The organism is Campylobacter sp. MIT 21-1684 (assembly GCF_026241315.1).
In the GTDB taxonomy this organism is placed as follows: Bacteria; Campylobacterota; Campylobacteria; order Campylobacterales; family Campylobacteraceae; genus Campylobacter_D.
Genome location: NZ_JAPHNA010000008.1, coordinates 40,211 through 53,271 on the forward strand (window position 1 = coordinate 40,211; position 13,061 = coordinate 53,271).

A 13,061-nucleotide genomic window follows, 5' to 3' on the forward strand; every position below is an offset into this window, starting at 1 on the left:
TTTTTTACAAAATTGCAAAAAAGTACCTAATTACACAGATTTTCTTTTTTACCGAAATGAAAAAAGCATAAAGAAAAAAACTTTTTAAGACTTACAAATCATCTTTCAACAAATAAAATTCAATGATTTTTCTTATTGGTAAGTCTCTGTTTCCTCATATCTGCTAATTTCAGCTTCTATATTAATACAAACAAATCTTTTCACAATCCTTCGAAAGGATTATTCACTACATTTTTTCTATCTACTATATAAGGGATGAGGGCGACGTGTCTTGCACGTTTAATAGCTACTTCTACCATCTCCTGGTATTTTTTACTTGTCCCTGTTAAACGACGTGGCATAATTTTAAATCTTTCTGATAAAGCATGTTTGAGCATAGCTGTATCCTTATAATCAATAAATTCGACCTTTGCTTCAGTGTATTTGCAATATTTACGTGAATATTTTCTTTTTTCTGCCATAATTTCTCCTTTCAAAATGGTAAATCTGTATTATCATTGTCATAAACATCAACATCAATTTCTTTAATTTTCTCTTGGTTTTGGTTAGGGGTGTTGAAGTTTTCTTTTTTAGAAGTCTTGTTTTCACTCACATAAGGATCATAACTTTGACTGTTATAATTTTGATTCATATTTGAAGTGTTTGTAGTAAAATTGCCGCTTTGCGGATTATTTACACCCAACATCTCCATATTTTCAATACCTATACTATGTTTTGAACGATTCTGTCCATTTTGATCAGTCCATTGTTCAAATCTTAAACGACCTTCTACAAGAAGTTTACTTCCTTTTGAAAGATACTGATTTGCTATTTCAGCAGTGCGTCCATAGAAAGTAATATCGATAAAACAAGTCTCTTCTCTTTTTTCTCCATTCGCAGTAAATCTCCTCGTTACGGCAATAGCTGAAGCACCTATAGCATTTCCATTTTGTCCATAACGCATCTCAATATCACGAGTAAGATTTCCCACCAAAACAACTTTATTAAACATATTTTTCCTTATTGAATTTCAGGTGCATCTAAAGGTTTAATTTCTTTTTTAGACTGCTTGATACCGTGGCTTAATTTTTCCCAAGCAGCAATTTCTTTTTTACTTTCATATTTAACAATCAAGAATCGCAAAATTTCTTCGCTAATCCTCAATACTCTTTCAAGTTCGGTAATAAAACTTGGTGGAGCCTTAAAATAAAAAACAAAATACACTCCTCGCTCGAATTTTTTAATTTTATATGCAAGTTTTCTTGTACCCATTGGAACAACAGTTTCAATCTCACCGCCATTTTTACTAAGAACTCCTTTAACGAATTCCAACTTTGCATTCACCTCTTCTTCTGTAAGAGTAGGTTTTACAATAAATAAAACCTCATAATGTTTCATAATCTCTCCTTGTGGATATTAAGCCCGTTTTCACAGGCAAGGAACGCTAAATTGCGATTGCCCATTATATCATACTAGACTTAATGGAGTCTTGAAACAAACCTTACAATATCATTGAAAGTTGCAAAAATCATAAGCCCACCAAGCAAAATCATGCCAAAATAACTAAGATACTCAAAAGTCTTAGCACCAAGTTTATGACCAAAGAGAAGTTCATAGAGATTAAAAAGAATATGTCCTCCATCAAGCATAGGAATAGGTAAAAGATTTAAAATTCCAAGATTGATTGAAAGAAGAGCTGTAATCAATAAAAGTACTACAAAACTTGAATTTGCGGCTTTTGAAGTAATATCAACCATAGTAAGAATGCCACCGAGATTCTTTGCTTCAAGCTCTCCACTAAGAAGTTTTACTATACCTTTGATAATTAATAATGAAGCATTAATGCTCTCATTAAAAGCATATACAAAGCTTTGAAAACCTCTGTAAGAAATACTTAACATTGTTCCTTTTGGCAATATCCCAAGTTGGACTTTTGGTATGACTTGTCCAAAGTCATTATATCCCTGTCCTATTTGAGGAATAATATCAAGTTCAATTTCCTTTCCATCTCTTTCTATAAGAATTTTAGAAGGTTTGTTTTGTAACAAGGCAGGAATATCATCAAAGCTTTGTATTGACACTCCATTAATGGCTTTAATTACATCATTAGTTTGTATGCCGGCTTTTTGTGCTGATGAATTTTCAGCCACCTTTCCAACCTCCGGAGCAAATTTTTGTACGCCCAAATACGCTATACAAAGATAGAGTAAAAACGCTAAAAGAAGATTAAAAAACGGACCCGCAAAAAGTATAAAAATTTTCTGAATCGGATGTAAAGCTGAATAGCTGTCTTTATCAAATTTTTCCTCCTTGATTTGGAAGTCATCTTGACCTTTAAGCTTCACATAACCACCGAGTGTTAAAGCGCTTAAGCGGTATTTCGTGCCTTTCAATTCATATTCATAGAGAGCTTTACCAAAACCTATGCTAAAAATTTCAACCTTTACTCCTAAATATTTTGCAGCTAAAAAATGACCAAGTTCGTGAAAAAAGATTAAAAATGAAAGCACAAGGATTGTTATAAAGAATTCTACAGAGTAAAACTGAAATCCAAGTATAAAAAGAAATAATACAAAAAGCAAAGATTTCATACTTTTTTTCCTTTCATATAAATATAAATATATTCACAACCAGAATACAAAGTTAATACCAAAGCTATAAAAAGCAAAACATTACCAAAAGACCACTCCATAATTAAAAAAATTATAGCTACCATTTGAAAAGCAGTTTTCAATTTTCCAGAAAAAGAAGCACTAATATTATAGTTTTCACTCAACAAAACCACTCGAAAACCTGTAATAAAAAATTCACGTACCAAGATGAGATACACAGCCCATTGATTCGCTCTTCCTAGTAAAAGAAGTCCTAAAAATGCTGCTAAAATAAGCATCTTATCTGCCAAAGGATCAAGTATCTCACCAAGTTGTGTTTTCTGCTTCCAAGCTCTTGCGATAAAACCATCAAAAAAATCCGTAAGTGCTGCGATACTAAAAATTAATGCAGAAAAATAATTTATCCAACTTTGATGTACATTCTCAAAATGGGAGCAAAGAAAAAAAAATAAAAGCGGTGCTAAAATTATCCTTAAAATTGCAAGGAAATTTGGTATATTCATCATTAAGCCTTTAGTTTCTTTAAAATAGCTAAATTCTTTCTCATAAAAATTTCTTTTTACTTTTTTAACGGGTATTAGTACTATTATAATTTTAAGTTTTTAAATTAAAGATATGGTTAAAACAATTCAGGTTTTAATTTCAACAAAAGACAAAAAGCTCCAAGCACTGCTTGTTTTTGTATAAATTCCCTATCACCTTGAAGCTGAAGAATCTCTTGTATATAAGTGCCATCTCTATACATTGCGCCAATATAAACAGTTCCAGCTTTTAACTTCTGTGTCTCTTGCGTCTGTGTAAGACCGCTGATAGCCAAAGCAAAATCTGGTTTTGCTGTTTTAAAAATACCCTTAAGCATAAAATAAACACAACGTTCGCTATATTCTCCATTGTTTTCTAAAACACTCTCGCTAATACCAAGCCATTCGTGTTTAATCCTATTTGAGTAGCTTATAATCGAACCTTCAAAAATAGCACTTACCCCTGAAATCTTTGTCAATTCGCTTGCACAAAGCCCACCTGTACAGCTCTCAGCAAAAGAAATTTTTAAATTCCTTTCTAAAAGTTTTGAAACAATAAATTCAATAGGATTTTTTCCTAAGAAACATTTTTGTCCAAAAAGGTTTTGTACGCTTTGTAAAAAACTTTCAACCTTACCATAACCAAAACTCGAAACTTTTATTAATGTTACATTCTCTAAAAGTTTAACCGATTTTAATGTAACCTCATACGATTTTGTCAAAGTTTCAAGCAAAAGCAAAGCGCTTTCTTCATCTATACCAAAAAGACAAAAAAATTCGAAATTCAAATGAACCTCCCCAAGCAAAATAGGAAGTTTTTCGTTGGGACTTACTTTAAGTACATTAATTTGCATCTGATTAAATTTGCAAACAAAGCTATTTTTTTCATAGAAAGCTTTATCAGGTACCAAAGTATCCTCTTTTAAAACGAGAGTATCCTCGCTTAAGGTTGCTACAATTTTTGCGATAGTTGCATAAGCTTTTGGAGCAGAAAAAAGAGTGATAAAATCATACTGCTCAAAAAGCCTCTCAAGCAAAAAAGGCAATTCTTTGTCGATTTTATTTTGAATGCAAATCTCATTCAGCTCTTTAAATTTGCTTTCATAGGCTCTATAAAGACTTTGCTTAAAATTTTCATTTAACACAAGTTCATCGCCTACAATGAAAAGCAAATGTTTCATAAATTTTTTCCTTTTTTTCTAACAATTATAACCAATTTTAAAACTATTGTGAGTATAATTAAAGGCAAAAATTCAAATGGATTTTACAAATGGACTACAAAGAGACTTTGCTTTTACCAAATACTAGCTTCGCGATGCGTGCAAATTTAGCAGAACTTGAACCCCAAAGATTTAAAAAATGGTTTGAAAACAATTATGCCTATGAAAAGATGAAAGAAAAGCGTAAAAATGCTACAAAAACTTTCACTTTACACGACGGACCCCCTTATGCAAATGGACATATCCATATAGGACACGCTTTAAATAAAATTTTAAAAGAAAGTATTGTAAAAACGCATTATTTTAATGGAGAAAAAATTCGCTTCACTCCTGGTTGGGATTGTCACGGATTGCCCATAGAACAACAAGTTGAACTTAAACTTGGTGCAAGAAAACAAGAACTTAGCAAAAAAGAAATTCGCGATCTTTGCAGACAACACGCAAAAGAATTTGTACACATTCAAAAAGAAGAATTTAAGAATTTGGGCATTGTTTTTGACTGGGATAATTCTTATTTAACTATGGAATTTGCTTTTGAAGCTGATATTTATAGAACGCTTTACGCTCTTGCAAAAAAAGGACTTTTGCTCGAAAGGAGCAAACCTGTATTTTGGAGTTGGGCAGCCAAATCAGCCCTTGCTGAAGCTGAAGTAGAATATGAAGAAAAAGAAGATTATTCTTTATATGTTGCTTTCGATTTGAAAGCACAAACTTGTCAAAAACTTGGAATTGAAAAAGCTAAAGCTGTTATTTGGACTACTACTCCTTGGACTTTACCTGCAAATCAAGCCATTTGCTTTCACCCTGATGAATTCTATGTACTCACAGAAAATGGTTTTATTTTTGCAAAAGCTCTGTTAGAAAATATGGTAAAAAAAGGTTTTACACAAGGCATAATCCAAAAAGAATTCAAAGGTAAAGATTTTGAAGGACTTCAAGCACTTAATCCTCTTAATGAAAGAACTTCGCTTTTAATTGTTGGCGAACATGTTTTAATGGACGGTGGAACTGGACTTGTACATTCAGCGCCGGGACACGGTGAAGAAGATTATTATGTCTGTTTAAAATATAATTTAGAAGTACTTATGCCTGTTGATGATGCTGGGTGCTACGATGAAACTTTACGTATAAAAAAACTTTTAAAAGAAGAATATCTCTCTGAATTTATAGGACTTCATATCTTTGAAGCTAATGAAAGAATTCTCAAACTTTTAGGCGAACATCTTTTAGATTCTTCAAAATTTATACATTCTTATCCTTTCTGTTGGAGGACTCACAAACCTGTAATTTATAGAGCTACTAAACAATGGTTTATTGTAATGGACGAAAAAAAACTCAATGGTAAAAGTTTAAGAGAGTTAGCTTTAAAAGAGCTTGAAAATGTAGAATTTTACCCTCAAAGTGGAGTAAAAAGAATAGGCTCTATGGTAGAAAATAGACCAGACTGGTGTATTTCTCGACAAAGAGATTGGGGGACACCTATAGCTTTCTTTAGAGATAAACGAACAAAGCAACTCATCTTTGATGATGAACTGTATGAGCATATTGCTAAACTTTTTGAAAAACAAGGTGCTGATATTTGGTGGGAACTTGAAACAAAAGACTTGCTCACTCCTAATACAAAACACTGTGCTGATGATTTAGAAAAAGTCTATGATATTTTAGATGTATGGTTTGACAGTGGCAGCACTTTTAATGCTGTATTACATTCACACAGATATGATGCTGGGGAACAGAAGGCTTCTATGTATCTTGAAGGGAGTGATCAGCATAGAGGATGGTTTCAAAGCTCACTCTTGCTTAGCACGGCTTTGAATGAACAAAGTCCTTATAAAAGTATTCTAACACACGGTTTTACCACAGATGAAAAAGGGCAAAAAATGAGTAAGTCTAAGGGTAATGTTATCGCACCTGATTATGTTGCCAAGACCTATGGAGTAGAAATTTTAAGACTATGGATACTTCTAAGCGATTATTCTAGCGATTTAAAAATTTCTGAAAATATTTTAAAACAAACAAGTGAACAGTATCGTAAAATTCGTAATACAATACGATTTTTACTTGCAAACACAAATGACCTAGAACACATTCAGACACATAATTTCTCTTTCATTGATAAATGGATACTCACTCGTGCTACAAAAGTATTTAAAACAACTAAGGAATTATTTTTAACTTATGATTTTGCTAAAGGTTTTAGTCAGCTTTTAAATTTTTTAAGTGCGGATTTAAGCGGTATTTATTTAGACATTAGCAAAGACAGGCTTTATTGTGATGAAAAAAAGAGTCCTCGTAGAAGGAGTGCTCAAAGTGCTATGGCTTTAATAGCACGTGAACTCTTAAACCTTTTAGCTCCTTATCTTAGCTATTCAGTTGATGAAGCTTTAGAACACGCAAACAAATGTATAAAAAGAGAAGCAAAAGATGTTTTTGATTTGAGTTTGAATGAAAATTTTGACTACGATTTTGGCATCCAAGATGAATTCTTACTCAAAGTAAGAGAAAAATTTTCAGAATGCATAGATATGCTTAAAAAAGAAAAGCGTATAAAATCGACGCTAGAACTTAGCTTGCAAACAAACTCAATTGAACTTTTAAACGTAGGCAATGATGAGCTTAGTGACTGGTTTTTAGTAAGTTCGGTTGAAAAACCTGACACTACAGAGTTTTTATCTGAATTTGACCTTGATAATGAACAGTTTTTTATCATTAAAGCACGACTGCACAAATGTCCAAGATGTTGGAAGCTTACTGCTCATAAAGAAAATGAGCTGTGTGAAAGATGTAGTGCGATTTTGCAAAGACTTTGATTTATGTTTGCAAATCCCATTCCAACAAGCATAATAATAATAACTTTAGTTCTGATTCTAAGCTTCAGTGTTGTAGCAATATTTTTAATAAAAAAGGACAAGAAATGGTAAGTTTAAAAGAGGCTTTACATTATTCTCAAGATGAAATTATCGCTCTTAAAAAAGAATTAAATCAGCAAGCAAAAAAACAAAAATACTTAGGAGCTTATATAGAGCAGTTTCTAGAAAGTGATTTAAGCGATGGTGGTATAGGAATACCTATAGCTATCAAAGATAATATTAGCGTTAAAGACTGGGAACTTACCTGTGCTTCAAAAATTTTACAAAATTACCACTCTCCTTATGACGCTACTGCTATTGTTAAATTGCGAGAAAATGGTTTTGCTCCTTTTGGTAGATGTAATATGGACGAATTTGCTATGGGAAACTCTACTCTTACATCTTACTACGGCAAGACTTTAAATCCTTTAAATCATAATCGGGTTCCCGGTGGAAGTAGTGGAGGCAGTGCTGCAGCAGTGGCAAGTGGTTTAGCCTTAGCAAGTCTTGGTTCTGACACTGGGGGTTCAGTGAGGCAGCCTGCGGCTTTTTGTGGGTGTGTAGGTTTTAAACCAAGTTATGGCAGAGTAAGCAGATATGGCTTAGCTTCTTATTCTTCAAGCTTAGATCAGATTGGAGTTATAACGCAAAATGTTGAAGATGCATCATTGCTTTATGATGCCATAGCAGGATATGATAGTAAAGACAGCACAAGTGCTAAAATCGATTTTCACAAAAGTGCACCAAGATTAAATCCCAACTGCAAACTTACTATAACTGTTATAGAAAACTATATCAATCAAGCAGATACAGAAGTTAAAAATGCTCTTTTAAGAAGTGTAGAAATACTCAAAGCCAATGGACATACAATAATTTATAAAAATCTTCTTGATTCTAAATTTGATATTGCAACCTATTATATCATCGCAACAGCAGAAGCAAGTACGAATTTAAGCCGTTACGATGGAGTTCGCTACGGAAGAAGAAGTGAGAATTCAGATAAACTCAATGAACTTTATGTTCATTCACGAAGTGAAGGTTTTGGTGAAGAAGTAAAAAGAAGAATATTGCTTGGGACTTTTGTTTTAAGCAGTGGATATTACGATGCTTATTATATTAAAGCCCAAAAAGCAAGAGCTTTGATTACAAGCAAATACGAGGAACTTTTACAAGATTGCGATTTAATTTTTATGCCTGTTACTCCGACAACAGCCTTTGCTTTTGATACAAAAAAAAGTCCTATGCAAAGCTATTTAGAAGATATTTATACAATTTCTGTTAATCTTGCAGGACTTGGGGGCATCAGTGTGCCTGTAGGCAAAGACAAAGAAGGATTAAATATTTCAGCTCAACTTATATGCAGAGCATATGATGAACAAAACTTGCTTAATGGTGCTCTTTCTTTGGAATATGCGATTAAAGATATAATGTAATTGTTTGCCAACAAGATTGTAAGAAGGAGAAAAAATGAAAATCGTCAAAAGGGCTTTAACTTTTGAGGATGTGCTTTTACGACCGGGTTATTCAACCGTTGTGCCAAAAGAAGTACAAATCCATACTAAGCTTAGCAAAAATATAACTTTAAATATACCTTTGATTTCTGCGGCTATGGATACGGTAACAGAACATAGAACTGCAATTATAATGGCAAGACTTGGGGGTATAGGTATTATCCATAAAAATATGGACAAAGCTTCACAAGCAAGAGAGGTACAAAGAGTAAAAAAAAGCGAAAGTGGTGTTATTATTGATCCTATTTTCATTAGCCCAAATGCAACTGTCAAAGAAGCCTTAGAGCTAATGGCTGAATACCGAATTTCTGGAGTTCCTGTTGTTGATAAGCACAGGAAACTTATAGGCATTCTAACAAATCGGGATCTACGTTTTGAAGATAATTTAAATAATACAGTCCAAAAAGTTATGAGTCCATTGCCTCTCATAACTGCTCCTAAAGGTTGCACTTTAGATGATGCGGAAAAAATTTTTAAAACAAATAAAGTCGAAAAACTTCCAATAGTTGATGAAAATGGATATTTAGAAGGTTTAATAACAATCAAAGATTTAAAAAAGCGCAGAGAATATCCAAATGCCAATAAAGACAATTTTGGAAGACTTTGTGTTGGTGCTGCTATTGGAGTAGGACAAATGGACAGGGTTGAAATTTTAATCCAAGCTGGTGTTGATGTACTTGTAATTGATAGTGCGCACGGGCATTCAAAAGGCATTATTGATATGATAAAAGCCATTAAAACAAAGTATCCTAAAGTAGAGCTGATTGCTGGAAATATTGCCACATCAGAAGCTACAAAAGCTTTGTGCGAAGCTGGGGTAGATGCTGTTAAGGTTGGCATAGGTCCGGGGAGTATTTGCACTACTCGCATTGTTTCAGGTGTTGGTGTGCCACAAATCTCAGCCATTGATGAATGTGCCTTAGAAGCAGCAAAATTTAACACGCCTGTCATTGCCGATGGCGGGATTAAATATTCAGGTGATATAGCTAAAGCTTTAGCAGCTGGTGCAAGTTCAGTGATGATAGGATCACTCTTAGCGGGTACAGATGAGAGCCCCGGTGAGCTTTTTACTTATCAAGGCAGACAGTACAAGACTTACCGCGGTATGGGAAGTCTTGGTGCTATGCAAAAAGGAAGTTCGGACAGATATTTTCAAGAAGGTACAGCTAGTGAGAAACTTGTACCAGAAGGCATAGAAGGACGAGTGCCTTATGTTGGGAGTATTAAAAATGTAACACATCAACTTCTAGGTGGTCTTCGTTCGGCTATGGGTTATGTTGGAGCAAAAAATATTTTAGACTTTCAAAGCAAGGCTGAATTTGTTGAAATTACAAGTGCAGGATTAAAAGAAAGTCACGTACACGATGTAATTATCACACACGAAGCACCAAACTATAAGGTAAATAATCAATGAGTTTTGAAAAAAATATACAAAAAGCAAATGAAGCTTTAGAAAAATTAAATGATAATACTTTACCTTTAGCTAAAAGTGTAGAAATTTATAAAATGGGGCTTGAAAGCATTAAAAAAGCGAGAGAGCAGCTTGAAGAAGCAAAATTAAAAGTGGAGAGTCTTGATGAGTAAAATTGCGGCTTTACAATTTCCAACCTTAGCTCTAAGCGAATCAAGACTTGATTATTATCTCAACATCTGCAAAGAAAATGGGGTCTCTTTGGTTGTACTTGGTGAATATGTGCTTAACAGTTTCTTTACAGAACTTCTCCATATGCCAAAAAGTATGATAAAAGAACAAAGCGAAAGTAAAAGGGAGAGCTTGATAAAACTTGCGAAAAAGTATCAACTTGAAATTCTTGCTCCTTTTGTAAATGTCGAAACAAAAGGTTATAAAAAACTTTGTTTAAAAGTTACACCAGAGCAAATCAAAATTTACGAACAACAAATTCTTATGCCTTATAAGCATTGGAATGAAAAAGCTTTTTTTAATAACAGCACCAAAAAACTCAAACTATTTACTTTTAATCACAACCAACTCAAATGTGCTTTGCTTTTTGGTTTCGAAGCACATTTTGATATTTTTTGGAAAATGATACGAGCAAAAAAAATAGATCTTGTCATTATCCCTAGTGCCTCAAGTTTTTCAAGCAAACAAAGATGGGAAGAGCTTTTAAAAACAAGAGCTTTTCTTAATGCAAGCAATATCTTGCGAGTAAATCGCATAGGTTCTTTGAAACAAGATTGGGAATTTTATGGCGATACTTTCTTTATTGATGCTTTTGGTGAAATTCAAGACAGACTTGGCAGTAAAGAAGAAATGCTCATTATCTCACCTAATAAGGCAAATGAAGCAAGAGCTTTGTGGGCTTTTGATACTCTTATAAAAGACTTTGAAAATCGCTGAAGAGGCAAATTGTGAATGAAATTTTAAGGCAAAATCTCAAAAGTTTAAGAAATGAAAATCTTGTTGCAAAAATCCATCTCTTTCTTCAAAACAAATACAATCCAAGATTTCTTATAAATGAACAAGGTAATATTTTTGATACAAAGTCTAATACTTTTATGTACCAAAATCAACTTGATGAACTTGATTATTACACTAATGCCATTTTAGAGAAAACTCCTCGCTATCCTTTCATTTGTCTTTATGGCATAGGAAATGGATTGCTCATAAAAACTTTAGCACAAAGACATTACAAGTATATTTTTGTTTTTGAAAGCGAAATAGAACTATTCATTTTAGCTCTTAGCACAGTGGATTTAAGCAAAGAATTTGACTTAGGAATTCATCTTTTTGATATAAAGAGCTCCGCCATAGAATTAGAACTTAGTCTTTTATTTAACAATTCAAATATTATGGAATGGGCCTATCTTTATGAACTTTTCATACAAAATGACTTTTATAAACACATTTTTTATGATGATATACTTCTTATCGATAGAATGTGTCAAAAAGCTATTAACAATACCTTAAGCAGTAGAGGAGTTTGGTGCCCACAAATTTTAAATGAGGTGTATAAAAATTTTTTAAACAATCTCAAAAATACTATCAATCATATCCCTTTGCAAAGACTTTTAAACGAAAGAAAAGGTGCTTGCGAACACGCTGTTGTCGTTTCTGCCGGACCTTCTTTAAACAAACAGCTCCAACTTTTAAAAGAATATCAAGACAAAGTAGTAATTTTTTGTGTTGATGGGGCTTACCCTATTTTATGTGATTTTGGCATAGAACCTGATTATGTGTTGAATAATGATTTTGATTCCTTGGCGCTGGATTTTTTTTCCCAAACAAGCCCAAAAAGTTTCTTTATTTGTGCCTATTCAAGCAGTCCAAAAATTATTGAATTTTTAGAACAAAAAAAACTTCATTGTTGTGTAGTTTTAAGCGAAGAAGATCCTTCTTGTAAGATGAATTTTTTGAACGATTTTGGTTATCTTGCTATTGGAAACTGTGTTTCTCATTTTGCTTATGATTTTGCTTTAGCATTAGGTTTTAAACATATCTTTATGATAGGACAAGATTTTTCTTTGTCTCAAGAAGGTAAATCACACGCACAAGGTTATACTCTAGGTACACAAGCAGAAACACAGTGCGATACAGAGTATTTCGAAGTAGAAAGCTACGGAGGGGGGGGGGTATACAGTATTAACACATATGACTTGGAATTTTTACAGACTAATGCTTGAGCACCTTATAAGTCTTAATTCAGAAAAAGCTACTTTTTATAATGCCACTGAAGGCGGAGCAAGGATACTTTATAGTAAAGAACTTCCTTTTAAGCAATGCTGTGAATATTTTTTACACACAAAAAAGCCAAATCTTCAAATTCCAAAAACCTTAACAACAAATAAAGCAGAAAAACTTTTTAAAAAAGCTTTACAAAAACTTACAAAAGACTTAGAGCTCTGCGAAGCATTTTTAAATGACGCAAACATTTTATATCAAGCTTTAGAAAATATTCTTCATTCAAACAAAGATTTACCTTTAAATTTCTTACAAAATGTAGAAAAAAACATACAACATTTTAATTATAATATAGCTCAAGACATTTTTTTAAACGATGGAAAATTAAGCTTTGTTTTTGCCAAACGCGGGGAATTGCTTTCAAAACTCTATAAAGCAAGGATAGTCAATGAAAAAGAGCATTTGCTGTATTTTATCTCTATTTATAAAGAGTGGCTTGCTTTTTTTAGTCAAAGCTTAAAAGCAAAATACAATATTTTAAAAGATTATTTGCAATCACAATATAACTTTTAATAATTTTATGCAAAAATCCTAATAAAGACTTATGAAAATCATAGCAACACAAGGACAAACTCATAAACTTTTTAAAAATCATTGTATTATTTTTTAAACAATTAGAATATTTTTAGTCAAGAAAGTATAAAATATTGCATTTTCTACAAGGTCTGT

13 protein-coding genes are annotated in these 13,061 nt (G+C 32.7%); 7 read left to right on the forward strand and 6 right to left on the reverse strand.

The window, feature by feature from the left end; all coding sequences use genetic code 11:
- Positions 1–200 precede the first annotated feature (200 nt).
- The 6 genes from rpsR to OQH62_RS04590 all read right to left on the reverse strand — a co-directional run bounded on the left by rpsR (position 201) and on the right by OQH62_RS04590 (position 4,293).
- On the reverse strand, positions 201–461 hold the full coding sequence (rpsR, locus tag OQH62_RS04565) for a 30S ribosomal protein S18 (protein WP_266014428.1): 261 nt from the start codon (positions 459–461) through the stop codon (positions 201–203).
- Between the two features lie 11 nt (positions 462–472).
- Positions 473–991: a single-stranded DNA-binding protein gene (locus OQH62_RS04570; protein ID WP_266014431.1), complete on the reverse strand. Its 519-nt coding sequence runs from the start codon at positions 989–991 to the stop codon at positions 473–475.
- Between the two features lie 8 nt (positions 992–999).
- The gene (gene rpsF / locus OQH62_RS04575; RefSeq protein ID WP_266014434.1) at positions 1,000–1,377 is read right to left on the reverse strand and encodes a 30S ribosomal protein S6; all 378 of its coding nucleotides are present in this window, start codon (positions 1,375–1,377) and stop codon (positions 1,000–1,002) included.
- 80 nt (positions 1,378–1,457) lie between these two features.
- Positions 1,458–2,570 carry an RIP metalloprotease RseP gene (rseP, locus tag OQH62_RS04580; RefSeq protein WP_266014438.1) on the reverse strand — a complete coding sequence of 371 codons (1,113 nt, stop codon included), beginning with the start codon at positions 2,568–2,570 and terminating at the stop codon, positions 1,458–1,460.
- On the reverse strand, positions 2,567–3,094 hold the full coding sequence (gene pgsA, locus OQH62_RS04585) for a CDP-diacylglycerol--glycerol-3-phosphate 3-phosphatidyltransferase (RefSeq protein ID WP_266014441.1): 528 nt from the start codon (positions 3,092–3,094) through the stop codon (positions 2,567–2,569). The genes rseP and pgsA overlap by 4 nt, the downstream gene beginning before the upstream one ends.
- Before the next feature lie 116 nt (positions 3,095–3,210).
- Positions 3,211–4,293 carry a CinA family protein gene (locus tag OQH62_RS04590; protein ID WP_266014444.1) on the reverse strand — a complete coding sequence of 361 codons (1,083 nt, stop codon included), beginning with the start codon at positions 4,291–4,293 and terminating at the stop codon, positions 3,211–3,213.
- An 89-nt stretch (positions 4,294–4,382) separates the two neighbouring features.
- Between OQH62_RS04590 and ileS the strand changes: the two genes are divergently transcribed.
- The 7 genes from ileS to OQH62_RS04625 all read left to right on the forward strand — a co-directional run bounded on the left by ileS (position 4,383) and on the right by OQH62_RS04625 (position 12,905).
- Positions 4,383–7,142 carry an isoleucine--tRNA ligase gene (ileS, locus tag OQH62_RS04595; protein WP_266014447.1) on the forward strand — a complete coding sequence of 920 codons (2,760 nt, stop codon included), beginning with the start codon at positions 4,383–4,385 and terminating at the stop codon, positions 7,140–7,142.
- Between the two features lie 104 nt (positions 7,143–7,246).
- On the forward strand, positions 7,247–8,614 hold the full coding sequence (gatA, locus tag OQH62_RS04600) for an Asp-tRNA(Asn)/Glu-tRNA(Gln) amidotransferase subunit GatA (RefSeq protein WP_266014450.1): 1,368 nt from the start codon (positions 7,247–7,249) through the stop codon (positions 8,612–8,614).
- Positions 8,615–8,648: 34 nt separating this feature from the next.
- Positions 8,649–10,106 carry an IMP dehydrogenase gene (gene guaB / locus OQH62_RS04605; RefSeq protein WP_266014452.1) on the forward strand — a complete coding sequence of 486 codons (1,458 nt, stop codon included), beginning with the start codon at positions 8,649–8,651 and terminating at the stop codon, positions 10,104–10,106.
- Positions 10,103–10,276: an exodeoxyribonuclease VII small subunit gene (gene xseB / locus OQH62_RS04610; RefSeq protein WP_266014454.1), complete on the forward strand. Its 174-nt coding sequence runs from the start codon at positions 10,103–10,105 to the stop codon at positions 10,274–10,276. The genes guaB and xseB overlap by 4 nt, the downstream gene beginning before the upstream one ends.
- Complete coding sequence (locus OQH62_RS04615; RefSeq protein ID WP_266014457.1) at positions 10,269–11,051, forward strand: carbon-nitrogen hydrolase family protein; 783 nt, start codon at positions 10,269–10,271, stop codon at positions 11,049–11,051. The genes xseB and OQH62_RS04615 overlap by 8 nt, the downstream gene beginning before the upstream one ends.
- An 11-nt stretch (positions 11,052–11,062) precedes the next feature.
- Positions 11,063–12,334, forward strand: coding sequence for a motility associated factor glycosyltransferase family protein (locus OQH62_RS04620; RefSeq protein WP_266014460.1), 1,272 nt, complete (start codon positions 11,063–11,065; stop codon positions 12,332–12,334).
- Complete coding sequence (locus tag OQH62_RS04625; RefSeq protein ID WP_266014463.1) at positions 12,327–12,905, forward strand: hypothetical protein; 579 nt, start codon at positions 12,327–12,329, stop codon at positions 12,903–12,905. The genes OQH62_RS04620 and OQH62_RS04625 overlap by 8 nt, the downstream gene beginning before the upstream one ends.
- Positions 12,906–13,061 lie beyond the last annotated feature (156 nt).